Origin of the sequence: Bowmanella pacifica, assembly GCF_014645355.1 — a bacterium.
In the GTDB taxonomy this organism is placed as follows: domain Bacteria; phylum Pseudomonadota; class Gammaproteobacteria; order Enterobacterales; family Alteromonadaceae; genus Bowmanella; species Bowmanella pacifica.
This window is the reverse complement of record NZ_BMLS01000005.1, coordinates 156,050-183,042: the sequence shown is the minus strand read 5'-3', so window position 1 is coordinate 183,042 and position 26,993 is coordinate 156,050. Positions and strand designations below refer to the sequence as shown.

At 49.7% G+C, this 26,993-nt stretch carries 31 protein-coding genes and 1 other annotated feature; of the genes, 20 read left to right on the top strand and 11 right to left on the bottom strand.

What is annotated here, in order from left to right:
• Positions 1–96 precede the first annotated feature (96 nt).
• Genes rsxA through glpQ form a run of 9 tightly spaced genes read left to right on the top strand, consistent with a single transcriptional unit; the run spans position 97 to position 8,259 of the window.
• Entirely contained in the window at positions 97–678 is a 582-nt protein-coding gene (rsxA, locus tag IEX02_RS15270; RefSeq protein ID WP_188697065.1) for an electron transport complex subunit RsxA, read from the top strand.
• A complete protein-coding gene (rsxB, locus tag IEX02_RS15265) occupies positions 678–1,232 on the top strand; it encodes an electron transport complex subunit RsxB (protein ID WP_188697063.1) in 555 nt (184 codons plus the stop codon). The genes rsxA and rsxB overlap by 1 nt, the downstream gene beginning before the upstream one ends.
• 13 nt (positions 1,233–1,245) lie before the next feature.
• Complete coding sequence (rsxC, locus tag IEX02_RS15260) at positions 1,246–3,750, top strand: electron transport complex subunit RsxC (protein WP_188697061.1); 2,505 nt, start codon at positions 1,246–1,248, stop codon at positions 3,748–3,750.
• On the top strand, positions 3,747–4,814 hold the full coding sequence (rsxD, locus tag IEX02_RS15255; RefSeq protein ID WP_188697060.1) for an electron transport complex subunit RsxD: 1,068 nt from the start codon (positions 3,747–3,749) through the stop codon (positions 4,812–4,814). Before rsxC ends, rsxD begins: the two co-directional genes overlap by 4 nt.
• Positions 4,811–5,464, top strand: coding sequence for an electron transport complex subunit RsxG (rsxG, locus tag IEX02_RS15250; RefSeq protein ID WP_188697057.1), 654 nt, complete (start codon positions 4,811–4,813; stop codon positions 5,462–5,464). Before rsxD ends, rsxG begins: the two co-directional genes overlap by 4 nt.
• Positions 5,457–6,152, top strand: coding sequence for an electron transport complex subunit E (locus IEX02_RS15245; protein WP_188697054.1), 696 nt, complete (start codon positions 5,457–5,459; stop codon positions 6,150–6,152). The genes rsxG and IEX02_RS15245 overlap by 8 nt, the downstream gene beginning before the upstream one ends.
• 41 nt (positions 6,153–6,193) lie before the next feature.
• On the top strand, positions 6,194–6,829 hold the full coding sequence (nth, locus tag IEX02_RS15240) for an endonuclease III (RefSeq protein ID WP_188697051.1): 636 nt from the start codon (positions 6,194–6,196) through the stop codon (positions 6,827–6,829).
• A gap of 41 nt (positions 6,830–6,870) precedes the next feature.
• Positions 6,871–7,251: a lactoylglutathione lyase gene (gene gloA, locus IEX02_RS15235; RefSeq protein ID WP_188697049.1), complete on the top strand. Its 381-nt coding sequence runs from the start codon at positions 6,871–6,873 to the stop codon at positions 7,249–7,251.
• Between the two features lie 9 nt (positions 7,252–7,260).
• A complete protein-coding gene (gene glpQ, locus IEX02_RS15230) occupies positions 7,261–8,259 on the top strand; it encodes a glycerophosphodiester phosphodiesterase (protein WP_188697046.1) in 999 nt (332 codons plus the stop codon).
• Positions 8,260–8,289: 30 nt separating this feature from the next.
• Here the strand turns inward: glpQ and IEX02_RS15225 are convergent, their stop codons facing one another.
• Positions 8,290–9,156, bottom strand: coding sequence for a flagellar protein MotY (locus IEX02_RS15225; protein WP_188697044.1), 867 nt, complete (start codon positions 9,154–9,156; stop codon positions 8,290–8,292).
• A 145-nt stretch (positions 9,157–9,301) separates the two neighbouring features.
• On the opposite strand from IEX02_RS15225, the gene rnt reads away from it, so the two are divergent.
• Together rnt and IEX02_RS15215 are read left to right on the top strand one after the other, a co-directional pair.
• On the top strand, positions 9,302–9,940 hold the full coding sequence (gene rnt / locus IEX02_RS15220) for a ribonuclease T (RefSeq protein ID WP_188697041.1): 639 nt from the start codon (positions 9,302–9,304) through the stop codon (positions 9,938–9,940).
• 87 nt (positions 9,941–10,027) lie between these two features.
• Positions 10,028–10,906 (top strand): universal stress protein, encoded by an 879-nt coding sequence (locus tag IEX02_RS15215; RefSeq protein WP_229702240.1) that lies wholly within the window; start codon positions 10,028–10,030, stop codon positions 10,904–10,906.
• Positions 10,907–10,961: 55 nt separating this feature from the next.
• On the opposite strand, the gene IEX02_RS15210 is transcribed toward IEX02_RS15215, so the two are convergent.
• Complete coding sequence (locus tag IEX02_RS15210; protein WP_188697035.1) at positions 10,962–11,567, bottom strand: peroxiredoxin; 606 nt, start codon at positions 11,565–11,567, stop codon at positions 10,962–10,964.
• A 257-nt stretch (positions 11,568–11,824) separates the two neighbouring features.
• Here IEX02_RS15210 and IEX02_RS15205 point away from each other — a divergent pair, with 257 nt between their 5' ends.
• Both IEX02_RS15205 and bfr read left to right on the top strand, forming a co-directional pair.
• On the top strand, positions 11,825–12,019 hold the full coding sequence (locus IEX02_RS15205; protein WP_188697032.1) for a bacterioferritin-associated ferredoxin: 195 nt from the start codon (positions 11,825–11,827) through the stop codon (positions 12,017–12,019).
• Between the two features lie 110 nt (positions 12,020–12,129).
• Positions 12,130–12,603: a bacterioferritin gene (bfr, locus tag IEX02_RS15200; protein WP_188697029.1), complete on the top strand. Its 474-nt coding sequence runs from the start codon at positions 12,130–12,132 to the stop codon at positions 12,601–12,603.
• A 44-nt stretch (positions 12,604–12,647) separates the two neighbouring features.
• Here the strand turns inward: bfr and IEX02_RS15195 are convergent, their stop codons facing one another.
• Positions 12,648–13,001 (bottom strand): Grx4 family monothiol glutaredoxin, encoded by a 354-nt coding sequence (locus tag IEX02_RS15195; RefSeq protein ID WP_308422505.1) that lies wholly within the window; start codon positions 12,999–13,001, stop codon positions 12,648–12,650.
• A gap of 244 nt (positions 13,002–13,245) precedes the next feature.
• Between IEX02_RS15195 and IEX02_RS15190 the strand changes: the two genes are divergently transcribed.
• The gene (locus tag IEX02_RS15190) at positions 13,246–13,827 is read left to right on the top strand and encodes a Fe-Mn family superoxide dismutase (protein ID WP_188697026.1); all 582 of its coding nucleotides are present in this window, start codon (positions 13,246–13,248) and stop codon (positions 13,825–13,827) included.
• 56 nt (positions 13,828–13,883) lie between these two features.
• Here the strand turns inward: IEX02_RS15190 and fadR are convergent, their stop codons facing one another.
• Complete coding sequence (gene fadR, locus IEX02_RS15185) at positions 13,884–14,594, bottom strand: fatty acid metabolism transcriptional regulator FadR (protein ID WP_188697022.1); 711 nt, start codon at positions 14,592–14,594, stop codon at positions 13,884–13,886.
• 147 nt (positions 14,595–14,741) lie between these two features.
• Here fadR and dsbB point away from each other — a divergent pair, with 147 nt between their 5' ends.
• Entirely contained in the window at positions 14,742–15,278 is a 537-nt protein-coding gene (dsbB, locus tag IEX02_RS15180; protein ID WP_188697019.1) for a disulfide bond formation protein DsbB, read from the top strand.
• Between the two features lie 6 nt (positions 15,279–15,284).
• Here the strand turns inward: dsbB and IEX02_RS15175 are convergent, their stop codons facing one another.
• The 7 genes from IEX02_RS15175 to IEX02_RS15145 form a co-directional block, all read right to left on the bottom strand.
• Positions 15,285–15,653, bottom strand: coding sequence for a Na+/H+ antiporter subunit G (locus tag IEX02_RS15175; RefSeq protein WP_188697016.1), 369 nt, complete (start codon positions 15,651–15,653; stop codon positions 15,285–15,287).
• 6 nt (positions 15,654–15,659) lie between these two features.
• Complete coding sequence (locus IEX02_RS15170) at positions 15,660–15,929, bottom strand: K+/H+ antiporter subunit F (protein WP_188697013.1); 270 nt, start codon at positions 15,927–15,929, stop codon at positions 15,660–15,662.
• Complete coding sequence (locus IEX02_RS15165; protein ID WP_188697011.1) at positions 15,923–16,429, bottom strand: Na+/H+ antiporter subunit E; 507 nt, start codon at positions 16,427–16,429, stop codon at positions 15,923–15,925. The genes IEX02_RS15170 and IEX02_RS15165 overlap by 7 nt, the downstream gene beginning before the upstream one ends.
• Positions 16,426–17,940: a monovalent cation/H+ antiporter subunit D gene (locus IEX02_RS15160; RefSeq protein ID WP_188697008.1), complete on the bottom strand. Its 1,515-nt coding sequence runs from the start codon at positions 17,938–17,940 to the stop codon at positions 16,426–16,428. Before IEX02_RS15160 ends, IEX02_RS15165 begins: the two co-directional genes overlap by 4 nt.
• Entirely contained in the window at positions 17,937–18,302 is a 366-nt protein-coding gene (locus IEX02_RS15155; protein ID WP_188697005.1) for a Na+/H+ antiporter subunit C, read from the bottom strand. The genes IEX02_RS15160 and IEX02_RS15155 overlap by 4 nt, the downstream gene beginning before the upstream one ends.
• A 1-nt stretch (position 18,303) precedes the next feature.
• Entirely contained in the window at positions 18,304–21,096 is a 2,793-nt protein-coding gene (locus tag IEX02_RS15150) for a monovalent cation/H+ antiporter subunit A (protein ID WP_188697003.1), read from the bottom strand.
• Between the two features lie 256 nt (positions 21,097–21,352).
• Positions 21,353–21,619, bottom strand: a complete 267-nt coding sequence (locus IEX02_RS15145) for a hypothetical protein (protein WP_188697000.1) — start codon at positions 21,617–21,619, stop codon at positions 21,353–21,355.
• Positions 21,620–21,867: 248 nt separating this feature from the next.
• Positions 21,868–21,990: a sequence feature (His leader region), on the top strand.
• Positions 21,991–22,022: 32 nt separating this feature from the next.
• Here IEX02_RS15145 and hisG point away from each other — a divergent pair.
• Genes hisG through hisH form a run of 5 tightly spaced genes read left to right on the top strand, consistent with a single transcriptional unit; the run spans position 22,023 to position 26,953 of the window.
• A complete protein-coding gene (gene hisG, locus IEX02_RS15140) occupies positions 22,023–22,922 on the top strand; it encodes an ATP phosphoribosyltransferase (RefSeq protein ID WP_188696997.1) in 900 nt (299 codons plus the stop codon).
• Between the two features lie 2 nt (positions 22,923–22,924).
• A complete protein-coding gene (hisD, locus tag IEX02_RS15135) occupies positions 22,925–24,217 on the top strand; it encodes a histidinol dehydrogenase (protein WP_188696994.1) in 1,293 nt (430 codons plus the stop codon).
• A complete protein-coding gene (gene hisC, locus IEX02_RS15130; protein WP_188696991.1) occupies positions 24,214–25,296 on the top strand; it encodes a histidinol-phosphate transaminase in 1,083 nt (360 codons plus the stop codon). The genes hisD and hisC overlap by 4 nt, the downstream gene beginning before the upstream one ends.
• Positions 25,293–26,363, top strand: a complete 1,071-nt coding sequence (hisB, locus tag IEX02_RS15125) for a bifunctional histidinol-phosphatase/imidazoleglycerol-phosphate dehydratase HisB (RefSeq protein ID WP_188696988.1) — start codon at positions 25,293–25,295, stop codon at positions 26,361–26,363. The genes hisC and hisB overlap by 4 nt, the downstream gene beginning before the upstream one ends.
• On the top strand, positions 26,363–26,953 hold the full coding sequence (gene hisH, locus IEX02_RS15120) for an imidazole glycerol phosphate synthase subunit HisH (protein WP_188696985.1): 591 nt from the start codon (positions 26,363–26,365) through the stop codon (positions 26,951–26,953). The genes hisB and hisH overlap by 1 nt, the downstream gene beginning before the upstream one ends.
• Positions 26,954–26,993: the final 40 nt, after the last annotated feature.

Below are 26,993 nucleotides of genomic sequence, written 5' to 3'. Positions count from 1 at the left end.
CCTACATTTTTCCATTAATAACCCTAGTAATATCAAGTTGTTAATCTGCTCGTAAAAACGGATAATAAGCCCAGCAATCCGAACCTCCGTATAGGCATGACTGAATATCTCCTGCTGCTAATTGGCACAGTGTTGGTAAACAATTTTGTATTGGTCAATTTTCTCGGCCTTTGCCCTTTTATGGGCGTATCTGGCAAACTGGAAACAGCCATCGGTATGTCGATGGCGACGACCTTTGTACTAACCCTGGCCTCACTAACCAGTTATCTGGTTGAACATTATGTACTGTTACCTTTAGGTATCGGTTATTTGCGCACCCTGAGTTTTATCTTAGTGATTGCCGTTGTGGTGCAGTTCACCGAAATGGTGGTGCATAAAACCAGCCCTACCCTGTACCGCTTACTGGGTATATTCCTACCCCTTATCACCACCAATTGTGCAGTGTTGGGGGTGGCATTACTGAATGTGCGTGAACAACACAATTTTATCCAATCTGTGGTTTATGGTTTTGGTGCCGCAGCTGGATTTTCTCTGGTGTTGATCCTGTTTGCCGCCATGCGAGAACGGCTTGCCGCAGCCGATGTCCCTACCCCATTTAAAGGCGCATCCATTGCCATGATTACCGCTGGCCTTATGTCCCTTGCCTTTATGGGCTTTACCGGCTTGGTTAAACTCTGATGACCTTGTTCTACGCTCTTGTAGCTATCGGCTTGCTGGCACTGATATTCGGCTTGGTACTGGGATACGCGGCCATACGCTTTAAGGTGGAAAGTGACCCCTTAGTTGAACAAATAGACGCTATTTTGCCGCAAACTCAATGTGGCCAATGTGGCTTTCCCGGTTGTCGTCCCTATGCTGAAGCCATTGCCAACGGTGATGATATTAATAAATGCCCACCAGGGGGCGAAGCAACCATCAGACAATTGGCCGACCTGATGGGGGTGGAAGCCAAGCCTTTGGATTCAGCGCATGGCGAGGGAGAAGTCAAAAAAGTCGCCTTTATCCGCGAAGATGAATGCATCGGGTGTACCAAATGTATTCAGGCCTGCCCTGTTGATGCCATAGTCGGGGCTTCCAAACAGATGCACACCGTGCTGACGGATGAATGTACGGGCTGTGACCTTTGCGTAGAGCCCTGTCCTGTAGATTGTATCGATATGCTGCCGGTCAATCCGACCGTGGCCTCGTGGCGTTGGCAGTTAGATGCGATCCCGGTAAAAACCATAGATTGAAAGGCGAAGCACATTGCAATCACTGATAGATAAAATTCGCCAAGGTCGCTTTCACGATTTTCCGGGCGGTGTTCATCCGCCGGGCCGTAAAGAGATGTCCAATCAGGAACTCATCGGCAAATGTCCCTTACCGGAACGCCTTTATCTGACGATTAAGCAGCATATAGGTACAGAAGGCCAGTTGCAGGTCAATGTGGGAGACGGTGTGCTTAAAGGTCAGGCACTGACACGCAGCACGAATCCCTTTGCACTGCCTATTCATGCCCCCACATCGGGCAAAATCAGTGCTATTGCTCCGCATGTTTCTGCCCACCCATCCGGTATGCCAGAGCTGACTGTAGAGATAGTCCCTGACGGCCAGGACCAATGGTGTGAGCTGACACCCCTGCCCGATTATCAACAACTGCCCAAAATTAAAATTATTGAAGCCATTTGTGATGCAGGTATCGCAGGTATGGGTGGTGCTGGTTTTCCAACCCATATCAAAGTCAGTCCCAAAAAAGATGTCGATTTTCTGATTATCAACGGCGTCGAATGCGAACCTTACATAACAGCCGACGACAGGCTAATGCGCGAACACGCTTGGCAGATACGCCAGGGCATTGATGTGCTGTGTCATCTGCTCAATCCCGGACATGTACTGATAGCCATAGAAGACAATAAACCCCAGGCGATCCAGGCAATGCAGGTAGCCTGCCAGGAAAATCCTGATTACATTGTTTGCAGCATTCCAACCAAGTATCCGGCAGGCGGAGAAAAGCAGCTTATTCAGGTATTAACCGGTCGCGAAGTGCCCCATGGCAGATTGCCTATCGATGTAGGCGTGATCATGCAAAACGTTGGCACTTGCTTTGCGGTGGCCGATGCCATCTTTACCGGCAAGCCGCTGATACAGCGGGTGGTTACCCTGACCGGCGATGCCATGGAACGTCCCGGCAATGTCTGGGCATTATTAGGTACCCCGGTTAATCACCTCCTTGAGCAAGCTGGTTATCAAACACAGCGACAACATACCAAGCGCCTGATTATGGGCGGCCCGATGATGGGATTCAGCTTAGTCTCAGATCAGGTACCTGTGGTGAAGAGTACAAACTGTATTCTGGCCCCAACCGATCAAGAGATGACCTTGCCCGAGGAAGAGCAGGCTTGTATTCGTTGTAGTGCCTGTGCCGATGCCTGTCCGGTCAGTTTATTACCTCAACAGCTTTACTGGCATAGTAAAGCCAAAGAGCTGGATAAAGCCCAGGACTACCATCTGTTCGACTGCATAGAATGCGGGGCCTGTGCCTATGTCTGTCCAAGCCAGATCCCGCTAGTGCATTATTATCGGGTTGCCAAAGCACAAGTTCGTCAGCAAGAAGAAGAGAAGCAAAAAGCAGATAAGGCCCGCGACAGGTTTGAAGCGCGCAAAGACCGCCTGGAACAGGAAAAAGCCGAGCGAGAACTTAAGCATCAACAGGCTGCCGAAGCGCGTCGTCAAGCCATGGCAAGCAGAGGTGACAATGCCACCGATAGCGCAACTGCGGCCCTTGACAGAGCTAAGCTGCGCCAACAAGCCACATCTCCCACTTCTGAAACCGGCAGCAATGATAAAGTCGCCGCAGCTATCGCCCGCGCTAAAGCCCGAAAAGAAGCTCAGGCAATAGAAGAGAGCCAGGCAACACCAGAAGCGCAGACGCCCGAGCAGGATAAACAGGACAAAGTTGCTGCAGCTATTGCAAGGGCGAAAGCCAAAAAGGCCGCGCAGGCAGCAGAGAATACAGACTCCCCAGACAGTGTGCCGGCCGACACCGATAAGCAGGCTAAGGTGGCCGCCGCTGTGGCCAGAGCCAAGGCCAGAAGAGCCGCGCAGGCAGCAGAGAATACAGATGCCCCCGACAGTGCACCGGCCGACACCGATAAGCAGGCTAAGGTGGCCGCTGCTGTAGCCAGAGCCAAGGCCAGAAAAGCCGCGCAGGCAGCAGAGAATACAGACTCCCCAGACAGTGCACCGGCTGACATCAATAAGCAGGCTAAGGTGGCCGCCGCTGTGGCCAGAGCCAAGGCCAGAAAAGCCGCGCAGGCAGCAGAGAATACAGATGCCCCCGACAGTGCACCGGCCGACACTGATAAGCAGGCTAAGGTGGCCGCTGCTGTGACTAAAGCTAAGGCCCGAAAAGCTGCCCAGACAGCCGGCGAGGACGATGCGGACCACGCAAAAAATGCCGACAAGCCGACAAGGGCACGCAAGGTTTCGCGCGCAGCCAGCAAGACATCTGCGGGTAGCAGCAAAGCGGCGAGTGACGATCCTAAAGCACAACGTATAGCGGCTGCGATCGCACAGGCGAAGGCCCAAAAAGCGGAAAAAGACAAAGTGGTTAAACAATCGGATGACGAGCCAGCCTCAGCGCCAGATGTGACCATAAACGAGGATAAAAAACAGCGGGTGGCCGCCGCTATTGCCAAGGCCAAAGCTCGTAAAGCTCAACAAACTGCGCAGAACAATGCCGCTAATCAGCAGGAGAACAATGAAGAATGAGTCTTAGATTAGCCAGTTCTCCACATCAACATCAGCAACGTAGTACTGCGCAACTGATGCGATTGGTTTGCTACTGTGCCCTGCCCGGCTTTGCCTTGCAGAGCTGGTTTTTCGGCTGGGGAAGCCTAATCCAATTTGTTATCGCCGCGGTTTTTGCGCTGGGCACAGAAGCGGCAATATTGGAGCTGCGTAAAAAGGACTTTGAACGTGCCTTGGCAGACGGTAGCGCGCTGCTAACCGCACTGTTGCTGGCAATTTGTATTCCGCCGCTTACCCCGTGGTGGATAACCGCCATCGGTGCTTTTTTTGCGATAGGCATTGCCAAACAGCTTTACGGCGGATTAGGGTTTAATCTGTTTAATCCTGCCATGGTGGCCTATGTCACCTTGCTGGTCTCTTTCCCCGTCGCCATGACATCCTGGATGCCACCAGCAGCCCTTGCTGAGCAAGGCTATGATTTATTCGATGCACTGCGCGTGATTTTCACCGGTTTTACCGCCGATGGGTACAGCCTTGCGCAACTTAGAATGGGGGCGGACGGCTTTACCATGGCAACGCCTTTGGATAGCGTAAAAACCGATATTAGTTTGGGGTTAACCCTGCAGGAAGCCACCAGTAAGGTGCAATTTGCAGATGGCTTCGGTATCGGCTGGCTATGGATTAATCTGGCCTATTTAGCTGGCGGCTTGGTTTTATTGAAACTGCGCGCCATCAAATGGCAGATTCCAGTCAGTATGTTGGGGGCGATTTTGTTGGTTGGCGGGATTATTCATCTCACCAGCCCTGACCTCTTTGCCTCTCCCTGGTTTCATCTGCTAAGTGGCGGCACTATGCTGGGCGCCTTCTTTATTGCCACGGATCCGGTATCGGCCAGCACTACAGATAAAGGGCGACTGATTTTTGGGGCAGGTATCGGGGTGTTAGTCATCGTTATCCGCACCTGGGGCGGCTATCCGGACGCCATCGCCTTTGCCGTGGTATTAATGAATATGACCGTGCCGCTGATTGACTACTACACCAGACCCCGCACTTATGGCTATCAAAGTAAGGCTAAAAGAAGATGAAAACCCATCTGAAACGTAGCGGTCTGACGCTAACCGCCTTTGCTTTAATAACCACAGGTCTGATTGCCCTGACCTATGAGTTAACCGCGCCACGCATTAAAAGCCAGGAGCAGCGACAACTGCAAAAGATCCTTGGCAGCATTGTCCCCCCAGCACTACACGACAATGATATAGAGCATGATTGCACTGAAGTAACCAACGTCAGTTTATTGGGTGATGACAGTCCCAAAACCGTCTATCGCGCGCGCTTACAGGGCGAACCTGTAGCCCTAGTGCTTCAAACCATGACACCAGACGGCTATAGTGGCGATATCGAGTTACTGGTTGGTGTAAACCTCGCCGGCCAGGTTACTGGTGTTAGAGTGCTGAAGCATCAGGAAACCCCAGGGCTGGGTGACAAAATAGATATCAGAATCAGTGACTGGATCTTAAGTTTTAATGGTAAGAGCATAGCCAGCGGCGAACAAAAATACTGGGCGGTGAAAAAAGACGGAGGGCAGTTTGACCAGTTTACCGGTGCCACTATTACCCCTCGCGCTATGGTAAAAGCCGTTAAAAATGCTTTGTTGCTGGCAGCAGAACAACAGCAGATACTGTTTGATGCCCCTAATCAATGCTTGGCCCCGACTAGTGGAGACCACAATGAGTGAGCTCAAAACCCTGTCCTGGCAGGGGCTTTGGAAGAATAACGCTGCCCTGGTCCAGCTGCTGGGCTTATGCCCCCTGTTAGCTGTTACCGGTAGCTTTATCAATGGCCTGGGCTTGGGGCTTGCCACCACGGCGGTGTTAATAGGCTCCAACACCACGGTATCACTAGTACGAAACCTAGTGCCTAATGAAGTACGTATACCCATTTTTGTGATGGTTATTGCCGCCTTTGTTACCATTATTCAGCTCTTGATGAATGCCTATACCTACAACCTGTATTTGGCACTTGGCATCTTTATTCCCTTAATCGTGACCAACTGCGCCATTATTGGGCGAGCGGAAGCCTACGCCTCAAAAAATCCGGTTGGCTATGCCGCCTTTGATGGCCTAATGATGGGCATTGGTTTTACCTTGGTATTGGTCACCCTTGGCGCACTGCGCGAGATTTTAGGCAGCGGTACCCTGTTTAGTGGTGCGGAAACCTTGTTCGGTGATTGGGCACTGAGTCTTAAGCTGACCTTATTTGTCACTGAGCATAAATTTTTACTCGCTATACTTCCGCCAGGGGCCTTTATCGGTATGGGGCTGCTGATTGCCCTGAAAAATGCCCTGGATAAACGTATCGAACAATTACATAAGCAGCCGGCCAAAGTCGTTCAGCGAGCCCGGGTGACCGCAGAGTCATCCTGAACAATGCGTCATCGCCTGCCTGTACACAAAGCAAGACCAGAATGAATCAGACTAAACGAAAAGAAATTCTGACCAGGTTGAGGGCGGAAAACCCTCACCCTACTACAGAGCTCAACTACAGCTCCCCATTTGAGCTGCTGATTGCCGTGATCCTCTCAGCGCAAGCAACAGATGTGGGGGTCAATAAAGCCACCGACAAACTTTTCCCGGTGGCCAATACCGCTGCTGCCATTCTGGCGCTAGGGGTAGACGGCCTTAAGGATTACATCAAAACCATCGGCCTGTTTAACGCTAAGGCCGAGAATGTGATCAAAACCTGTCGTATCTTGGTGGAGCAGTTTGACGGTGAAGTTCCAGAAAGCCGCGAAGCCCTGGAAGCCCTACCTGGGGTAGGAAGAAAAACCGCTAATGTAGTGCTGAACACCGCCTTTGGCTGGCCTACCATCGCTGTGGATACGCATATTTTCAGAGTCAGCAACCGCACGGGCCTTGCCCCTGGCAAAAACGTGGTTGAGGTGGAAAATAAGCTACTTAAAGTCGTACCAGCGGAATTTAAGGTGGATGTACATCACTGGCTTATCTTACATGGCCGCTATGTTTGCGTGGCCAGAAAACCCCGCTGCGGCGCCTGTTTGATTGAAGATCTCTGCGAGTTCAGAGACAAAACTGACATATAAGCCCTTTATACTTCCCGTAAATCCAAAAAAGGATCAGACAAATGAGACTACTGCATACCATGTTGCGCGTTGGCAATCTGGAACGCTCCATCAAATTTTACACTGAGCTACTTGGCATGAAACTGCTGCGTACCAGTGAAAACCAGGAATATCAATACACCCTGGCCTTCCTCGGCTACGGTGAGGAAGACACTCATACCGTGTTGGAGTTGACCTATAACTGGGATAAAGACAGCTACGATATGGGTACGGCCTATGGTCATATTGCGATTGGTGCTGAGGATATCTATGCCGTGTGCGAAACATTAGAACGTCAGGGCGCTGATGTCTATCGCAAACCAGGGCCGGTGAAAGGTGGTTCAACTGTGATCGCCTTTGTTCGCGACCCAGACGGTTACGCCGTCGAACTCATCCAGGAATAAACCCACGCTATGATAAGGACGTTGATTGCTACTGTCCTGCTGTCCACCTTAAGCCTGGCGGCCATCGCCAGGCCCGTGGTGATTGCCCATCGCGGTGCATCCGGTTATTTGCCAGAACATACTTTGCCGGCCGTTATCCTGGCCCATGGCATGTCACCAGATTTTATCGAGCAGGACTTGGTATTGTCCAAGGACGGCGTATTAGTGGTATTGCACGATATCCACCTTGATACTGTAACCAATGTGGCTGAGGTATTCCCGGCACGAAAACGCGCCGATGGGCGTTTTTATGCGATTGACTTTACCCTCGCTGAGCTGAAGCAGCTAACAGTGCATGAAAGGCGCGACGCGCAAAACCAACAGGTTTTTGCCAATCGTTATCAGCACAATGGCAGTAATAGCGATCTGTTTAAGATTGCCACCTTTGAGCAACAAATAAATCTCATTAGCGAGCTGAACCGCAGTCGCGGCACAAACATAGGTTTGTACCCAGAGCTTAAATCCCCAGCTTTTCACCGGGCCGCCGGGCAGGATATCAGCCAGATTTTTATGGCAATGCTGGAAAAGTACAAGCTCAATCAGGCTGACGCCAATATGTTTGTACAGTGCTTCGACTTTAATGAAACCCGCAGGCTACGCAATGAATTGGGATTAAAAACCGGCCTGGTGCAGTTACTGGCGGAAAATAGCTGGCAGGAGTCGGACAATGACTATGCTTACCTTCGCTCCGCTCAAGGCTTAAAAGAAATTGCGCAAGTCGCCGATGGCATTGGTCCCTGGTTGCCACAATTGGTTGATTTCGAAACCCAGGCGCCGACACAGTTATTAATGAATGCCAAGGCACAGGGTTTGAAGATTCATCCATATACCCTAAGGGCTGATCAGTTGCCACCAAACCTGAACTGGCAGCAGGCGTTAACCCTGACCTTTGATTGGCTGAAAGTAGATGGTGTGTTCACTGACTTTCCCGACAAGGTCAGCCAATACCTACAAAGCAAACAAAAATAAGGGCGCTACATACGCCCTTATTTTCTGAGCCTACAGGCCCTTTTCCATACGGATAACCACCCGCCGGTTCTTGGCTCGCGACAACGCATTACTGTTTTCTGCAATATGTCGCCGCTCACCGTGGCCAGTCACCTTAATGCGTTCCGCATCCACGCCCTGCTCCTCAAAGAACTGCTTAACTCGCTCAGCACGACGTATGGATAATTGCGTGTTGCTCCAACTGCCACCGTAGCTGTCGGTATAGGCATCCAGCAACACTAATTCTATATTGGTGTCTTCCTTCAGGTAATCGCTAATCATGCTGAGCTTTTTGCGCGAACCACGGGTGAATTCATCTGAGCTTTTCTGATAAGACAACACAGTATAAGCAATGTCTTCAAAATTAAATGGCAGCAAATTAGCAACACATTGTGAAAACTGTCGATATTGGTCGAGGAAGTTACTGGCGTTTAGCCCTACCGCCACGCGATCCTGTTCGTTATACCAGTCTCTGTAGTAAATAGTCGGCCAAAAACCCTTCTCCAGCTCCGATAAAATGGTCCAGGCAGCCTGCTCTGGCAAATCACCATTATATTGCTTACGAATAGGCATTTGGGCTATCTGGCGCTGCATGGCGCCGGGCATCCAATTGGGTGGAACCGAATAAACCGCCGCCATCCCATAAGTTTTGGGCAATTGCAGCATATCCAGCTCAAACTCCATATTCAGTTGCTTGCTGGCCAGACTAGTAAACATGGCATCGCCATAACCAGGCACATGGTGTTTCAGGGTACACTGCAAGCGGCTCTGGCTACTGAGTTGCCAGGACGAACTTTCGATGGTCGCGGCATAATGACGCAACCCAGCTGACGCTGGCACAGCAAGAAAACCGAGTAGAACACAAAAGAATTTATTCATAGCGTCTCTGTCCAATTCCTTAATCAGATATCGGCAGTTGTGTCAGCTTCTTGACCTGCATATTGCGCATTCACTGGATAGCCTCGGCCAGACTTGTCATAATCGCGGCCCAATAAGGGTCGCCAACGAGTAGATAGAGTAAAAGATGACAGCAGAAACGCAACAACTCAAGCAAAGATTCCGGGGCTACTTCCCTGTCGTTATTGATGTGGAAACCGCTGGCTTTAACCCCCTCACCGATGCCTTGCTGGAAATTGCTGCCGTCACCTTAAAGCTGGATGAGAATGGCCTGCTGGTGCGAGACAAGACTATCCACTTCCATGTTGACCCTTTTGAGGGCGCCAACCTGGAGCCCGCCGCACTGGAATTTAACGGTATAGACCCTCACTGCGCGCTACGTGGCGCACTGCCGGAAACAGACGTGATGAAAGAGGTATGCAAACAAATTCGTAAGGCACAGAAAGAAGCTGACTGTCAGCGCTCGGTGATCGTGGCCCATAATGCCGCTTTTGATCAGGGTTTTGTCAATGCCGCCATTCATCGCAGCGCCATTAAACGCACACCATTTCACCCCTTTGTGTCTTTCGACACCACCAGCTTATCAGCCCTGGCCTTCGGCCAAACTGTACTGATCAAAGCGTGCCGGGCCGCCGGCTTGGCCTTTGACCAGGCACTAGCCCACTCCGCTTTGTATGACGCAGAAAGGACCGCCGAGTTGTTTTGTATTATTGTCAATAAATGGCAGCAATTGGGTGGTTGGCCACCGCCTTTAGAAGAGAGCTAGGCCAGCGAGATTGCTTCTGATATAAATCCAGGCATTGTTTAGCAGTCATGCTAAGTTTACCCGGTTGATAACAAAAGGAATGTGCTGATGAAACAGATTTTGGTGATCGCAGATCTGCCAGGCAACAAGCCCAAAGCGTTGGCGAAAGCTAAACCGCTTGCCGATGCACAAGGTGCAAAGGTGACTGTACTTAGCTTTGTTCATGAACAGCTAAAGCATTTACCTGATAACCTCACAGCTGGTCAACAAAAAGCCATTCAGCAAAGCTTGCTTGAACAACGCCAGCAGTGGCTGAACCGTCAGCTAAAGGAGCTAGCACTTAACAGCGAAAATGTGACAAGCCAAGTGGTGTGGGAAAAAAATATTGCCAGTTGGACTGTAGAATTCAGTCGCACTCATAAGCATGACCTGATTATAAAAACCGGTCGACGCAGCGAAAGCATATTTTATACCCCCACGGATTGGCATCTACTCCGAACCAGCCAAGTGCCTGTTATGCTGGTTGCCGAAAAGAAATGGAAGAAACAACACAATGTGCTGGTGGCATTGGATTTAGGCAGCAAGCTACAAAGCAAATTGGCTTTGAATCAGCGTTTACTCGCGACCAGCATTGAATGGGTGAAGCATTTTGGTGGTGAATTGCATTGCGTCTATTGCTTACCCATATCACCGGTACTCAAGAATCTGATGGGCTTAAGTGCCAAGCAAATGGCCAGCGATGCCAAAACTCAATATATGCCAGTAATTCAGCAGATGGCGGGAGATTTCCCGCTTAATCCGGAACATGTCCATGTTAAAGCGGGCAACCCAGATAAAGTGATCCCTAGTGTTGCCGCCGACATTAACGCCGGGCTAGTCACTATAGGTACTGTGGGTCGCAAAGGATTAAAAGGCAAACTGCAGGGGAATACAGCAGAGAATATACTGGCCCTGTTAAAAACTGATGTTATTGCGATACAGCCCTGATAATGTATAAAAAAAGCCGCGATATCGCGGCTTTTTACTGACAACCTTTGTCTGATTACAGCTTGTCGCTGTTCTCGGCCAGGTACTTAGCCACGCCTTCAGGGCTTGCTTGCATACCTTCTTTACCTTGCTGCCAACCAGCAGGACATACTTCACCGTGCTCCTGGTGGAAGTTCAGCGCATCAACCATACGCAGCATTTCATCTACGTTACGGCCCAAAGGCAGATCGTTAACGACCTGGTGACGTACGTTACCTTCCTCGTCAATCAGGAACGAACCACGGAAAGCTACGCCAGCTTCAGGATGCTCAACATCATAAGCCTGGCAAATTTCGTGTTTCACATCAGCCACCAGGGTGTACTTCACAGGACCAATACCACCTTGATTGACTGGGGTATTACGCCATGCATTGTGGCTGAACTGAGAATCGATAGACACACCAATAACTTCTACGCCGCGTTGTTTGAACTCTTCGTAACGCTTGTCGAAAGCGATCAGCTCAGACGGGCATACAAAGGTAAAATCCAGAGGGTAGAAAAACAGTACCGCTTTTTTGCCTTTGATCGCATCTTTCAGGTTGTAGCTGTCAACAATCTCGCCGTTGCCCAGTACGGCAGCAGCAGTAAAATCAGGGGCTGGACGACCAACTAGTACACTCATCATCTTCTCCATTTCTTGGTTGATGTTTGCTTATCGCCCACTTGGGGCACAAGCTAATAAAAGACTAGAACACAAGATAAGGGCATCGGTGCTGCAAACCAAGGGCAAAAACACACTTATCCGCTTAATTGCCGAATAAGTGCCCATTCACTTCAGACTTTCCAACCTAAAAGTATTTTTTGCTCAGGTACAAATTTGCACTTGGCAAAATACATAATAACAATTATTATCATTTGTAATGTCATAGGAGTTGTATTGTGTTCGTTTGTCTCTGCCACGGTATTACCGATAAACAAATTGCCCGCGCGGTTCGTGAAGAAGGCGTCGGGAATATGCGTGACTTGCGTAAGCAATTTGGCGTAGGCAGTCAATGCGGCAAATGTGTACAACTAGCTCAGCAGGTAATAGACAATACCATCGTTGACGAATCCCTGTTCAAGGAAGTCTGCTAACCTCCAATCTCAATTGTCCGGTGACGCTTAAGTTTTTGTTCTCTATAATGAACAAATCTTAGCTCGCTGTATTTGCGCATCTGCAGAACAGCTCGTCATGGAGTCCGGCTATGAAAGGCGATAAATCTCTTATCAAGCATTTGAATAAAGTGCTGGGCCATCAATTGGTGGCCATCAATCAATACTTCCTGCATTCCCGTATGTTCAAAAACTGGGGGTTACAGGGCCTGGCCGATAAGGAATACCACGAGTCTATCCGCGAGATGAAACGTGCCGATGATCTTATCGAACGTATTTTGTTTCTGGACGGCATCCCTAATCTTCAGGATCTGGGCAAATTGCATATTGGTGAAGACACTGAAGAAATGCTCAACTGTGATTTAACTTTTGAGCACAAAGCCCTGCCAGATCTGCGCAAAGCCATTGAGTATGCCGAATCCATTCAGGATTATGTGACGCGCGACTTGTTGGGCAAGGTTTTGGATGGACAGGAAGAGCATCTAGACTGGCTTGAAACCCAGTTGCAATTAATCGCCACCTTAGGTATCGAAAACTACAACCAGTCACAAATGCATGATGATTAATAAAAAAGGGGCCTAGCCTAGGCCCCTTTTTTCTCACCTGCAACTTACTCAGCGTTTGGCTCTGCGTCTTTATTGGCTTTGGCTTTAGCCGCCGCATCTTTAACCAGCGGTTGCAATTCACCTTGCTGGAACATTTCCAATATGATGTCGCAACCACCAACCAACTCACCTTCTACCCACAGTTGCGGGAAAGTTGGCCAATTGGCATACGCAGGCAATTCAGCACGGATATCAGGGTTTTGCAGAATATCCACATAGGCAAAAGGTTCGCCGCACGACATAAGCGCTTGGGAGGCTTGCGCCGAAAAACCGCAACTGGGCAGTTTGGGTGAGCCCTTCATATAAATCAGAATAGGGTTTTCAGCGATTTGCTGTTTGATTTTTTCCAATGTTTCCACGATAACTGCCTCTTAATTAGATTCATACCGATTTGAGGCCATTATACGTCTTTTCAAGGTCTGACCCACGGCTTTGTTTTCACATCTTGTTTTTCCGGCGATAAGCCTCATATTCAAAAGGCGAGTTATCTGGCTATTTGCCCCTATTGGCTTTAGACTGGATTAATAAACCAATAACTTTATAAACAACGATACCTGGCCTATTTCGCTAGTGTCGCCTTTTTGACCAACATGGAGAATTTACATGGCTTTCGAACTTCCGCCCCTGCCGTATGAAAAAAATGCCCTGGAACCGCACATCTCTGCAGAGACGTTGGAATACCATTACGGTAAGCACCACAACACCTATGTGGTTAAACTGAACGGCCTGATTGAAGGTACAGAATTCGCTAACAAATCACTGGAAGATATTGTTCGCACTTCTCAAGGTGGCGTATTCAACAACGCAGCACAAATTTGGAACCACACCTTTTACTGGCACAGCCTGAGCCCTAACGGCGGCGGCGAGCCAAGCGGTGCACTGGCCGATGCCATCAATGCTAAATGGGGCTCTTTTGCAGCCTTTAAAGAAGCCTTTAACGATAAGGCCGTGAACAACTTTGGTTCAAGCTGGACCTGGCTGGTCAAGCTGGCTGACGGTAGTCTGGACATCGTCAACACCAGCAATGCCGGAACTCCACTGACTGAAGCTGGCGTTACCCCGCTAATGACTGTCGATTTGTGGGAGCATGCTTATTACATTGACTACCGCAACCTGCGTCCTAAGTATATGGAAGGTTTCTGGGCCTTGATCAACTGGGACTTTGCTGCGCAAAACTTCGCATAAGCAACTAGCTCAAATAAAAAAAGCGCCAATGGCGCTTTTTTTATTTGCGGACAGACTTAGTCAACCAAGTCCTGCGGCATATCACCACGGATTTCATTCCAAATCTTGCCACTGGCAATACCGTACTTACGGATAAGGCCAGGAACCTGCTCGTGAGCGCCACTTTGCGCAAGTTGCAATAACTGAGCATAGTAGTCGCGAGCCAGATTACGCGATTTGCTGTTTGAGAAATAATAGCCGCCAATGCGCGCGTATAAGCCCCTGAAGCCATTCATCATCAACACATAAACTTTGTTACCTGATGCTAACGCTAAATCATGATTGATTTGGTAGTCATAGTCAGCAAAGGCCTGACCGTCTTCGGCAACATCCACATAACCTTTAAGAACCTCAGCCGCCTTTTCCGGCGAGTTTTTAATGGCGCCACGGATAAACACTGCGCTGACACTGGTACGGGCTGCCAGCAAATGGTCAACAAGCTCCGGAATACCATCCTGATCCAAACGCGCCAGGGTTTCCAAGATATTCAGACCGCAGGTTTCCCAAAAGTTATTTACTTTGGTCGGTTTGCCGTGCTGGATAGTTAACCAACCGTCTCTGGCCAACCTTTGCAATACTTCACGCAGGGTCGTACGCGTCACCCCAATTAGCTCAGACAATTCGCGCTCAGCGGGCAAAATAGTTCCAGGAGGAAATCTGCCGCTCCAAATTGACTCGACAATATATTCTTCGGCAAATCCTGCTGGACTTTGGGACTTGTAGATCATGCAAAAGCTCGCTTAACACCGATTAATTTTTGTTATCCAACTGATTGTACCAGATGTGCTTACTATTGAAACCAAAACAAATAAGACTATTAAAAAGTGGGGGGATTCACTATTATCAACGACTTTTCCAACTATCCGGTCAAATCCATGAGTGCTTTGGGTCGTCTTGCCATTTGGTCTCAGCGTAGACAAGGATGGTGGCTGCTGTTTTCGGCGTCGGTCGGTTTATTGCTAGTCGCCTTGTATTTTCAATATGCGATGGGGCTGGCGCCTTGCGTTATGTGTATCTACCAACGCACCGCCGTCATAGGCGTGATGCTTGCTTCCCTAGTCGGGCTTATCAATCCGCAGTTTGGCGGACTGAGATGGGCAGGCATGTCAATTTGGGGCTTATCGTCGGTCTGGGGGCTGCTCAAAGCCATCGAACATGTGGACATTCAAACTGCGTCAAATTTGCTTTTTCAAAGTTGTGCAATCGAACCTGAATTCCCAGCCTGGATGCCGTTACATCATTGGTTACCATCCATTTTTGCTGCGACGGGTGACTGCGGCAATATAGACTGGCAATGGCTTAGCTTCAGCATGCCGCAATGGATGATTGTTATATTGTCCCTGTTTAGCTTGGTATGGTTGGTTGTTCTGTTAGCAAATACGTACCAGTTAATAACCCAAAAAACGGCTTAACAGAGGTTACTCAGCGTCCTTCGGTGGACGCTGCTCCCTTGCCCTGTCCACATAATGTGCATTGCTTGTGCGTTCTATCTGCTTCAACCTGTGGTGCATCGCCACCTTTGCCAAAATATGGGCGGTGACAGGTGCGGTAATCAGCAGAAACAAGGTGATCAGCAGCTCATGTATACTCATGTAACCTTGTTGGTAGCTGATACTGACCATAGATGCCAGCAAAATTCCCCCCAGACCAAGGGTGGTCGCCTTTGTTGGCGCATGTAACCGCATGTAAAAGTCCTTCAGCCTCACCAGCCCAATCGAACCAACCAAAACAAATAGGCCGCCAAACACCAGCAACACGCTGACTAACAACTCAATCCAGAAATTCATAAGGCGTTACTCAATGATGTCACCACGCAGCAGGTACTTGCAAAAGGCGACGGTACTAACAAAACCTAACATAGCAATCAATAATGCAGCTTCAAAATAAAGCTTTGTTCCGCTGTGTATGCCGTACAACAATATCAATGCAATGCTGTTGATATACATGGTATCCAAAGCCAAAATCCGGTCCGCGATCTGCGGTCCAATAAGCAAACGCCAGAGGTTTAGCAGCAAAGCCACGCACAACATCGCTGTGACCAGGTAAATCGCCCATTCTAACATGCAAAGATCTCCCTTACGCCCTGTTCATAGCGTGATTTAATTTGCTCAACAAGTTCCTCTTCCGTCCCCTCTAGGTTGAGTACATGCACATACAGCCATTTTCTGTCTTCAGACACATCGGCACTCACCGTGCCTGGGGTCATGGTAACTGTACTAGCCAGCACGGTAATGGGAAGCGCTCCACTAATATCCAGCGGCACTGCAACAAAGGCAGGCTTTAGTCGTTTTTCTGGCCCCAGAACCAGAATAGCAACCTGAACATTGGCAATCACAACATCGACCAGCACCATCAAAATATAACGAATCGCCCTGAAAGGTTTAAAATGCCCGGGCTGCGGCATTTGTAGCGGAGCACACAACCAGGGTATAACCATAGCCAGCAGGCTGCCCAGTAGTACATGCCCAAGACTCAGACTACCGTTTAACATTAACCAGATGACCAGCATTAACAGGCTGTGCAAGGGCATAGGAAACCAACGAAATGCTGCATCTTTACTCACGGATTGGCCCTCCCCAATAACTCGAACAAACCGCTAAACTGATGAAGTTGTAAAGCTGCCAGTTGCATATACTCCGTTGTCACCGCGCCAAACACGACCATCAGGGGCGACATGAGTAGCATCAGACCTGCTGCCCCAATCTGCCAATAAGATAAAGACGCAATGTCATTGTTGTTGCCCCCCGTATGCCGCCAAAACACCGTACTTCCCGCACGGGACAACGCAACGATACAAACCAGGCCGGCCAACAGTATCAATGTCCAAACCCAAATCATCTCTGTGGCCTGATGCGCAGACTGCAGAATTAATAACTTGCCGATGAAACCAGAAAAGGGCGGCAAACCTGCCACAGCCATGCTGGCAACAAAAAACAGACTCCCCAGCAATACAGGCTGCTTGACCTTCCGGGCCACAACAAAGCGGTCAAGCGCTTTACCTCGCTGTTGCCCCAACATATCGGCGATCATAAACAGCGCCGCCGTAACAAAGGTGCTGTGAATCATGTAATAAAAGCCAGCCGCACTTGCCTCTTGGCTACGTATGGCAAAACTGATTAATAAGGTGCCCACAGATATAATGACCATGTTCGCAGCCATTTGCCTAAGATTGGGGCTGGCCAGAACACCTATAGCTCCCCCAATCAGTGTCAACAAAGCAAGCGGCCAAATCCAGCCCAGGGCCATATCTGCCAGGGGGCCAGCATGCTCACCAAAGATCATGGTATAGACCCGGTAAATACTGTAAATCCCCACCTTTGTCATAATGGCAAATAAGGCCGCCACAGAGGCTGATGCCGCTGAATAGGTTTTTGGCAACCAGAAATGTAATGGGAGCATAGCGGCCTTGAGACCAAACACCATCAACAACATCAAGCCACCCACTTTGGCGATAACCTGCTCCCCTTCCGAAATAGTTGGGACACGCATCGCCATATCGAGCATATTCAGGGTACCAAGGGTGCCGTACAAGGCGCCAAGGGCGAACAGAAACAAACTGGAACCGACCAGATTTAACACCACATAATGCACGTTTGCCTGCGTCTTTTGCTTACCGCCACCATGTATAAGCAGCGAATAAGATGCGATCAACAGCACTTCAAAAAAGACAAACAGATTAAACAGGTCGGCGGTCAGAAAGGCACCGTTGATGCCCATTAACTGGAATTGCAGCAGCGGATAAAAGTAAGCGCCCTGACGATCCTCGCCGGCACAAGCATAAACTGTGCTACCAAACACCAGGATACAGGTGGCCAGCACCAGCATGGCGGCAAGCGGGTCCGCCATCAATACTATTCCATTAGGTGCCTGCCAATTCCCTAAAGCGTAGAACAAAGGTCCCTGCTGAACTTGCACGGCAAGATTAGCTGCCGCAAAAATAGATACCGCCCCCACAATAAGCGAGGTGATACGGCGGCGGCGAATATTCTCTACCCCTGCTAATGGGGGCAATAGCATCAACAAGCCAGCGAATAACGGCAAAAGAATTGGAATAATGGCTAAATGCTGGCTCATAGATTGCCCCGCTTGGGTGAAATAGCCTGCTCCGTATCAGGAGGTTCCCGGCCATCCACATAGTCATTACCTAAATCAGCCCTGGCCCGCATGGCCAGGATGACGATAAAGGCAATCATGGCAAAACCAATCACGATGGCGGTCAGTACCAGGGCCTGAGGAAGAGGATCACTGTAAGTTTCTGAAGCCCCGAGGATGGCGGCAGCATTAAAGGTCAGGCCCCCACTTGAGAACAGAAACAAATTCACGGCATAGGACAACATGGTTAATCCCAGTACCACTGGGAACAATCTGGCCCTGAGACATAAAAACACGCCACAGAATGTCAACATACCAACGCAGTAAACGTATAGAGCTTCCACTTTAGTCCTCTTGAGAAATTGGGCGATAGCGAGTAGTGAGCTTGCCGAGATTGGCAAGAATCAACAAGATTGCGCCTACCACGGTGAGATATACGCCTAAGTCAAACAACATGGCGCTGGCAAGCTCCGTTGTGCCAATAAATGGTATGTCGAAATAGTCAAACCATGATGTCAGGAAAGGCTTGTCGAACATCCAACTGCCCAAGCCGGTGAGACTGGCAATTAAAACCCCGCAGGCAATCAACCACTGGTAGTCCAGCTTAAGGCGTGGTTTGACCCAATCAACTCCGTGGGCCACATACTGCTGTATAAGTGCCACTGAGGTTACCAATCCAGCGATAAAGCCTCCCCCGGGCATATTATGGCCTCGTAAAAATATGTAGGCGGAAACCAGCAAGGCTAAAGGCAGCAGGCTTTGCGAGATCACCGACAAAATCAAAGGATGTCTGTCCCTGGCCCAGGGGCGACCTTTCTCATCTGCGGTGGGCATAGCCAGACGCATCCTTGAGACTAACTTAAATATGCCAAGGGCGGCGATGCTTAACACGGTAATTTCACCAAGAGTGTCAAAACCGCGAAAGTCCACCAGAATCACGTTAACCACGTTAGTTCCACCGCCACCGGTTTTGCTGTTAGCAATAAAGAAATCAGAGATGCTGTCCAGAGGGCGTGTAATAATTGCATAGTTAATGGTCGCAATAATACCGCCGAAAATAGCGGCAATACTCAGGTCGCGGGCCACCCGTCTGGGTGAGGATTCATTGTGGGTTTTTTGTGGCAGGAAAAACAAGGCCAGCATCAACAGTATCACTGTTACCACCTCAACACTAAGTTGCGTCAAAGCCAAATCAGGTGCTGAAAAGCGAGCAAAGGCAATAGAAACAATCAACCCCACAACGGAAAGCGTCACTAACGCAAACATACGTTGCCGATGAAAAATAACCGTCGCCAATGCACTCAAAGACAAAAGGACGGCGGCAATAATTTCCACAGCCCCAACAGGCTGATGGGGCTGATGGCCTGCGGCGCCGTTCAAATCCAGCAAGGGGGCGCCGGTTACGACCAGAGTCAGTAACAATAACCAAGTGACGTAACTCTGCAGTGACCCGTTCACAAACCAATTGTGGAACGCAGAGGCGCGCGCAACAATGTACTGAATGACACCCTCAAATATGAGTTTGGCGTCATTTTCCCGGAACTGGGATTGGAAGTGATAAAGATGACCGCGAAAGCTGTACACTAATACACCGCCCAGCAATGCGACAGCGCTCATCAGCAACGGCAGATTAAAGCCATGCCAAATGGACAAGCTATATTCAGGTACATTCGCGCCCAGCACAGAGCCCGCAGCGGCATAAAGCAACGAACCTATGATGGCACCAGGGAAAATCCCCACCAACAGACATAAGGTCACTAAAATCTCAACCGGGATTTTCATATAGCGCGGTGGTTCATGCGGTACTTTAGGCAAGTCGACCGGTTCGCCGTTAAAAAAGACGTCATGAATAAACCGCAATGAGTAAGCAACGGAGAAAATTCCCCCTAGCGTGGCAAGTACAGGCACCATCCAGGATAGCGATCCTAATGCGACCTGATGCAAGGTCTCAGCAAAGAACATCTCTTTAGACAAAAAGCCATTCAGCAAAGGAATACCGGCCATAGACGCAGCCGCAACCATAGCCAGCGTAGCGGTATGGGGCATATACTTCCAAAGGCCGTTCAACTTGCGCATGTCCCTTGTACCGGCTTCATGATCTATGATGCCGGCAGCCATAAACAGCGAGGCCTTAAAGATGGCATGATTGATAATATGAAAAATCGCCGCAACGGCAGCCAGGCCAGTGTCCATCCCCAGTAGCAGCGTGATCAAGCCTAAATGGCTAATGGTTGAATACGCAAGCAAGCCTTTGAGATCGTGTTTAAACAAGGCGACATAGGCTCCCAGCAACAATGTTGCCAGCCCGGTAAGACTTACGATCAAAAACCACAACTCCGTTCCAGCAAGGGCTGGATACATTCTGGCAAGCAGGAAAATCCCCGCTTTAACCATAGTGGCAGAGTGCAAATATGCGCTCACAGGAGTGGGTGCTGCCATGGCATGCGGTAACCAAAAGTGGAACGGAAACTGTGCGGATTTAGTAAAAGCCCCCAGCAAAATCAGAATCAGGGCTACAGGATAAAGCGCGTGCTCCCGAATTTGCTCGCCACTCGCCAGCACCTGAGTTAAATCATAGCTGCCGACAATATCGGCCAGTAACAACAAACCTGCCAGCAAAGCCAGACCACCAGCACCGGTGATGGTCAGGGCCATGCGCGCGCCTTTACGCGCCTCGGTTTTGCCAGCCCAAAAACCAATCAGCAAGAACGAACTGATACTGGTCACTTCCCAGGCCATCCACAACTGCAGCAGGTTGTTGGAAAGCACAATAGCCAGCATAGCGTTCATAAAGAGCAGCAACAGGGCGTAGAATCGCCCCATGCTATCCGTAGCACTAAGGTAATAGCGGGCATAAAGAATAATCAGTAAGCCAATGCCAAGAATCAATATGGCAAACAACATGGCCAGCCCATCTAGTCGCATTGACAATGTCAGGCCCGCTGCAGGAATCCAGTCAAAACGCTCGACCAGAAGTTCCCCGGCAAAAACTTGCGGTAGAAAGGACAGAATAAATGCAAGCATGGCGGCCGGAACCAACATGGTTGCCAGCGCACACCAGCTACGCCCATACTTTTCTGTTACAACAGGGACTGCCACACCAGCCAGCAGAATAAGAGGAATCCAGAACAAACTCATTGCGTTACCGAGCTCCAAACAGATAAATGAACTACGGATATCGCCGTTTTATACCTACAGCCTAACACAATGTCCAATACTCATATTCCTGTAATTCATAGAGTTTTAACAGGATAAACGGTTGGGGCGCAGTATTCCACAATATGAATCTCTGACATACAGCTAAAACTGCAAATTACTGACTTTCTGATGGGCGCTACAACAGCAAGAAAACCTGGTATCTTCAGGGATTGAGTAGCGAAAGCTAAGTATAACGTTAGATATAAATATCCAAATGACCTGGTGCAGCTCGATTTTCTCCTTCAACAGGTTTGTCTGAGGTCTCTTTACTGGCCTTTTTTTTCTTATTCTTCTGTTCCTGTTTTTCCCGCTGCTGGCGCTCCTCAGCAGTTAAGTTCTTTTCATCTTCTTGCAAAGAACGTAATTTGGCCTCTTTACTGACCTGTTCAACACGCTGTTCATCCTGAACAGGGTTAGTTTTGCCCTGTTTAGGCAAAATAGGAAACAGTAGATCACTAACCATATTCACTCTCTTGTGTCATATAACAGATTAAATATCGGTTATACATTAACCACCTTTAACTTTTGGACACGCGTTTTACACCTTTGTGCCATAAAAAATTTGTCCACTTATTCTTTTTAGCTTTAACCCATAGTAATAATTGCGCAAATTTACCCTTGCGTTTTGCCCCTCGCATGCAGTAAGTTAACAGCCGAACAAAGATAACGCGATTTACTTAGCAACATGATTACCCAGAACCTGAAAGCGATTCATCACCACCATCATATAGCATAACCTTTCAGGTTCGTGCTGGAAGGTCTATGGTTACCTTCCAGTGGCATATCGAACCTAATCAGATACCCCCGGAAGGCAACTTTCGGGGGTTTTCGTTTTTAGGGCGTCGAGAAATATTAAGGTAGGAAACATGACAGAGCGCAACAGACTCAGAATTGCCGTACAAAAATCCGGTCGCCTATGTGAAGGCAGCATGGAGTTACTCAAAGCCATCGGCGTTAAGCTGTCGATTCGTGACCGTTTATTGATAGCCCATGCCACCAATTTACCCATAGATCTGTTGCGGGTGCGCGATGATGATATTCCCGGTTTGGTCATGGACGGTGTCGTAGATTTGGGCTTTATCGGCGAAAACGAGCTGGAAGAAAAAATGCTCGAACGCCAGGCTCAAGGGAAACAATTCCAGTATAAAACCCTTGAGCGCTTGGAATTTGGCGGCTGTCGTTTATCGCTGGCGGTTCCCAATGAGATGGATTATCAAAGTGTTCAGTCACTGCAGGGTAAAAAAGTCGCCACTACCTACCCTTTCCTACTTGAGCGCTTTTTTCGCGAACAAAATGTAAATGCCAAGGCGGTGATGCTAAACGGCTCGGTAGAAGTTGCTCCGCGAGCAGGCCTGGCTGATGCTATCTGTGATTTGGTGAGTACCGGCGCCACCTTAGAGGCCAACGGCCTGGTAGAGAAAGATGTAATTTTCCGCTCCAAAGCTGTACTTATCCAACGTGGTGGCGAGATGCCCGACGGTAAACAGCAGCTAATCGATAAGTTACTCACCCGTATTAACGGCGTAATGCAAGCGCGGGAAAGCAAATACATCATGTTGCACGCGCCTGTAGATAAAATAGAGCAGGTTAAACAGCTTTTGCCAGGCGCCGAGAACCCAACACTTTTGCCTCTGGCCGGCAACGAAACCAGTGTCGCCGTGCACGTAGTCAGTACCGAAACCCTGTTTTGGGAAACCATGGAAAAACTAAAAGCCTTGGGTTGTAGCAGTATCTTGGTACTGCCTATCGAGAAAATGTTGGGTTAAGCATGCAAAACTGGAATCAATTAACCTCGCAGGAACAAGTAAGCCTATTGGCTCGCCCTGCGCTGGCTGATAATCAAAGTCTTAGCCAGGCAGTAGCAGCCATTATCGAGCAGGTTGCCGAACACGCCGATGATGCATTAATTGACCTGGCTAAACGTTTTGACGGTGTTGAGCTTACCGAGCTGCGCTTATCGAAAGCCGCCATAGAGCAAGCTATTGCTACACTTAGCAATGAGCGCAAGGCCGCCATTGAACTGGCTTACCAAAACATTCGTACATTTCATCAAGCGCAGCGACCACAGGATGTCAGGATAGAAACCAGCCCTGGGGTCATCTGTGAGCTGAAACATCAAGCCATTGCGGCGGTGGGCTTGTATATTCCGGGTGGTACAGCACCACTGCCATCCACCGTATTGATGTTGGGTACCACTGCACAAGTAGCTGGTTGCCCGCGTAAAGTACTGTGCAGCCCGCCTAATAAGCAAGGTGTGCTTGCCGCTGAAATTCTCTATGCCGCTACCCTTTGTGACATAGACGAAATTTACCTGTGCGGCGGCGCACAGGCCATTGCCGCTATGGCCCTTGGCACACAAAGTATTGCTCGGGTGGATAAGATTTTTGGCCCTGGCAATAGTTACGTAACCGAGGCAAAACAGCAAGTTAGTCGTATTCCCGGTGGCCCAGCCATCGATATGCCGGCTGGCCCTTCAGAAGTGCTGGTTATTGCCGATCAATCGGCGAACCCGGACTTTGTTGCCTCAGACCTGCTCTCTCAGGCAGAGCATGGTATTGATTCCCAGGCAGTGCTAGTGAGTGACTCAGTGGACTTGATAACGGCCGTAAAACAAGCCGTTGAGCAGCAACTAAGTCGCTTAGGTCGCGCCGAGATTGCCCGTCAGAGTATGCAGCATGGTCGCTATATCCTCACCCAGGACATAGCCGAGGCGGTTGAGGTTTCAAACCAATACGGCCCTGAACATTTAATTTTGCAAATGAACAATCCGCGCAGTTGGCTGGACAAGCTTACCAATGCGGGTTCCATTTTTGTCGGCCCCTGGTCTCCTGAATCAGCGGGTGACTATGCCAGTGGTACTAACCACGTATTACCCACATACGGCTATGCCAGAAATACCTCAAGCCTCGGCCTGCTGGATTTTCTGCGCCGTTATACCGTTCAGGAGTTAAGCCAGGAAGGCCTTAGGCAAATTGGTCCGGCGATAATGACGCTGGCCGATGCCGAAGGTTTAGATGCACACAAGCAAGCTGTAGCCCTTAGATTGGATGCCTTGAAATGACCGATAGTTTGATTGAATCTTTGCAAGCTAAGCACCTAAAAGATCTGAAGCCTTACGAGTCGGCACGCCGCCTATTTTCCGGCGGACAAGACTGGTTAAACGCCAATGAATCGCCTTTTGTTGGCGAATACAGCCTGAATAGCAACAAACTCAACCGCTATCCAGACTGCCAGCCTAAAGACGTTTTACAGGCCTATGCGGCTTATGCCGGTGTAGCGCCCGAACAGGTACTGGTCAGCCGGGGCGCTGACGAAGGCATCGAGTTGCTGATCCGCGCATTTTGCGATGCCGGACAAGATAGCATTCTTATCTGCCCACCGACGTATGGTATGTATGCTATCAGCGCAGAGACCTTCAATATTGGGGTAGAAAAAGCCCCCTTACAGGCCGATTTCAGCCTCGACCTTGATGCCATGGCAACGTTTGCCGGCAAGGTAAAAGTAGTGTTCATTTGCTCGCCCAATAACCCCACGGGTACGCAGGTGGCGCCCGAGCAGATAGAGCAAGCCCTGGCGCTTTTCCAGGATTCAGCTCTGGTGGCCGTGGATGAAGCCTACATTGAGTTTGCTAAAGATCAGGGCTGGGCACAGCAGTTAGCCAAATACCCGAATCTGGTGGTGCTTCGCACCTTATCCAAAGCCTTTGGGCTGGCAGGTATTCGCTGCGGCTTTACCCTGGCCTCCCCTGGCGTTATTCAGGTCTTGCTCAAAGCTATCGCTCCGTACCCTCTGGCCGAGCCTGTGGCCCAAATTGCTGCCCAGGCCCTTTCACCGCCAGGGCTCACCTGGATGCAGGACAAAGTGAGCACCCTGAATAGCCTCAGGCAAACACTGCAAAACCAGCTTTTGGCGCTAGGTGATTTTATTCAACTCGGCGACTGTCAGGCTAACTTTATTCTGCTGCGCACTGCATATAAGCAAGCCCTGATGGATGACCTGGTCGCCCAGGGTATTTTAATTCGCGATCAGTCCAAGCAGCTGGGATTGGAAAACTGCCTGCGTATCAGCATAGGCACAGAAGAACAAAATCAGCGGCTTATCGCCGCCATGCAACGCTTTTTTAAGGAGAAGACCCAATGAGCCAGCAGGCTATTTTATTTATCGACCGCGACGGCACGCTAGTAGAAGAGCCGGCTATTGATAAGCAACTAGACAGCCTGGAAAAGCTGGTCTTCGAGCCTATGGTGATTCCGGTACTTATCCGCCTTCAACAGGCGGGCTTCAAACTGGTGATGGTAAGTAATCAGGATGGCCTGGGTACCGACAGTTTTCCGCAAGCGGACTTTGACACCCCGCACAATAAAATGATGGAACTGTTTGCCGGTCAGGGGGTGACCTTTGACGATGTATTAATTTGTCCACATTTTGAAGCGGACAACTGCAGTTGCCGAAAGCCCAAACTGGGCTTAGTCAAAGACTATTTGCAACAAGGCAAAGTCGATTTCAGCCGCTCTTATGTGATAGGTGACCGCCCCACCGATATTCAGTTGGCTGAAAACATGGGGATTGTGGGGATTCGTTACGACAGACAGGACTATAACTGGCTGGCCATTGAAAAACAGCTTAAGGGTCAGGGCAGAATTGCTGAGGTCATTCGCACCACATCAGAAACCAATATTCGTATTAAGGTGGACCTGGACAATCAGGGCAAATCCCAGATTAGCACCGGCCTGGGCTTTTTTGACCATATGCTCGACCAAATCGCCACGCACGGCGGCTTTACCATGCAAGTGGAGGTTGATGGCGATCTGCATATCGACGACCACCACTCGGTGGAAGACACCGCCTTAGCTCTGGGGGAGGCCATGCGCAAGGCGCTGGGGGATAAACGCGGTATTGGCCGTTTTGGTTTTGCCCTGCCCATGGATGAATGCCGCGCAGAGTGCGTGTTAGATATTTCGGCCCGCCCTTATTTAAAGTTCGATGCAGAATTTAGTCAGGAACGGGTTGGTGAGATGTCCACCCAGATGGTATCGCACTTTTTCCGCTCATTGGCCGATTCCATGGGCGTCTCGCTGCACCTGTCCACCACCGAAGGCAATGCCCACCATCAGGTAGAAAGCCTGTTTAAGGTATTTGGCCGCGCTCTGCGTCAGGCCATCACCAAACAGGGCGATGTCTTGCCCAGCACTAAGGGAGCACTGTAGTGGAATTGGTGATAGTGGATACCGGCTGCGCCAACATTGCCTCGGTACGCTTTGCCATTGAGCGACTGGGCAGTCCGGTCAGAGTCTCAGACGACCCTGAGGTGATTAAAAATGCCGACAAGGTTATCCTGCCCGGCGTAGGCTCAGCGCCAGCGGCCATGCAAAAAATTGAAGCCAAGGGGCTGATACCTTTAGTCAGAACGCTTACCCAGCCGACTCTGGGTATTTGCCTGGGCATGCAGTTGATGACCCGCCAGTCTGAAGAAGGTCATGTGGCTTGCCTTGGCATGATCGCCAGTGAAGTCAAACGCATGCAGGTAGGAAGCCTGCGTCTGCCACATATGGGCTGGAATACCATCACACCGAACCCAAACAGCCCGCTATTCGATGGCATAGCCGAAGGCAGCTATTTCTATTTTGTGCACAGTTTTGCCGTGTCGGTTGGCGACTATACGTTGGCAACGTGTGAATACGGTATGCCTTTTAGTGCCAGTATTGGCCAGGACAACTTTATGGGCGTGCAATTTCACCCTGAGCGCTCCGGCGAGGCAGGCAGCCGTTTACTGAGCAACTTCATCAGCCGTTGCTAACCCTGATAACAGCCACCGATAAAACAGATGGCCAATCGGG

Coding starts and splice junctions, on each gene's coding strand:
- rsxA (WP_188697065.1), top strand. CDS start 97: ATGACTGAATATCTCCTGCTGCTAATTGGCACAGTGTTGGTAAACAAT.
- rsxB (WP_188697063.1), top strand. CDS start 678: ATGACCTTGTTCTACGCTCTTGTAGCTATCGGCTTGCTGGCACTGATA.
- rsxD (WP_188697060.1), top strand. CDS start 3,747: ATGAGTCTTAGATTAGCCAGTTCTCCACATCAACATCAGCAACGTAGT.
- rsxG (WP_188697057.1), top strand. CDS start 4,811: ATGAAAACCCATCTGAAACGTAGCGGTCTGACGCTAACCGCCTTTGCT.
- IEX02_RS15245 (WP_188697054.1), top strand. CDS start 5,457: ATGAGTGAGCTCAAAACCCTGTCCTGGCAGGGGCTTTGGAAGAATAAC.
- nth (WP_188697051.1), top strand. CDS start 6,194: ATGAATCAGACTAAACGAAAAGAAATTCTGACCAGGTTGAGGGCGGAA.
- gloA (WP_188697049.1), top strand. CDS start 6,871: ATGAGACTACTGCATACCATGTTGCGCGTTGGCAATCTGGAACGCTCC.
- glpQ (WP_188697046.1), top strand. CDS start 7,261: ATGATAAGGACGTTGATTGCTACTGTCCTGCTGTCCACCTTAAGCCTG.
- IEX02_RS15225 (WP_188697044.1), bottom strand. CDS start 9,156: ATGAATAAATTCTTTTGTGTTCTACTCGGTTTTCTTGCTGTGCCAGCG.
- rnt (WP_188697041.1), top strand. CDS start 9,302: ATGACAGCAGAAACGCAACAACTCAAGCAAAGATTCCGGGGCTACTTC.
- IEX02_RS15215 (WP_229702240.1), top strand. CDS start 10,028: ATGAAACAGATTTTGGTGATCGCAGATCTGCCAGGCAACAAGCCCAAA.
- IEX02_RS15210 (WP_188697035.1), bottom strand. CDS start 11,567: ATGAGTGTACTAGTTGGTCGTCCAGCCCCTGATTTTACTGCTGCTGCC.
- bfr (WP_188697029.1), top strand. CDS start 12,130: ATGAAAGGCGATAAATCTCTTATCAAGCATTTGAATAAAGTGCTGGGC.
- IEX02_RS15190 (WP_188697026.1), top strand. CDS start 13,246: ATGGCTTTCGAACTTCCGCCCCTGCCGTATGAAAAAAATGCCCTGGAA.
- fadR (WP_188697022.1), bottom strand. CDS start 14,594: ATGATCTACAAGTCCCAAAGTCCAGCAGGATTTGCCGAAGAATATATT.
- dsbB (WP_188697019.1), top strand. CDS start 14,742: ATGAGTGCTTTGGGTCGTCTTGCCATTTGGTCTCAGCGTAGACAAGGA.
- IEX02_RS15175 (WP_188697016.1), bottom strand. CDS start 15,653: ATGAATTTCTGGATTGAGTTGTTAGTCAGCGTGTTGCTGGTGTTTGGC.
- IEX02_RS15170 (WP_188697013.1), bottom strand. CDS start 15,929: ATGTTAGAATGGGCGATTTACCTGGTCACAGCGATGTTGTGCGTGGCT.
- IEX02_RS15160 (WP_188697008.1), bottom strand. CDS start 17,940: ATGAGCCAGCATTTAGCCATTATTCCAATTCTTTTGCCGTTATTCGCT.
- IEX02_RS15150 (WP_188697003.1), bottom strand. CDS start 21,096: ATGAGTTTGTTCTGGATTCCTCTTATTCTGCTGGCTGGTGTGGCAGTC.
- IEX02_RS15145 (WP_188697000.1), bottom strand. CDS start 21,619: ATGGTTAGTGATCTACTGTTTCCTATTTTGCCTAAACAGGGCAAAACT.
- hisG (WP_188696997.1), top strand. CDS start 22,023: ATGACAGAGCGCAACAGACTCAGAATTGCCGTACAAAAATCCGGTCGC.
- hisD (WP_188696994.1), top strand. CDS start 22,925: ATGCAAAACTGGAATCAATTAACCTCGCAGGAACAAGTAAGCCTATTG.
- hisC (WP_188696991.1), top strand. CDS start 24,214: ATGACCGATAGTTTGATTGAATCTTTGCAAGCTAAGCACCTAAAAGAT.
- hisB (WP_188696988.1), top strand. CDS start 25,293: ATGAGCCAGCAGGCTATTTTATTTATCGACCGCGACGGCACGCTAGTA.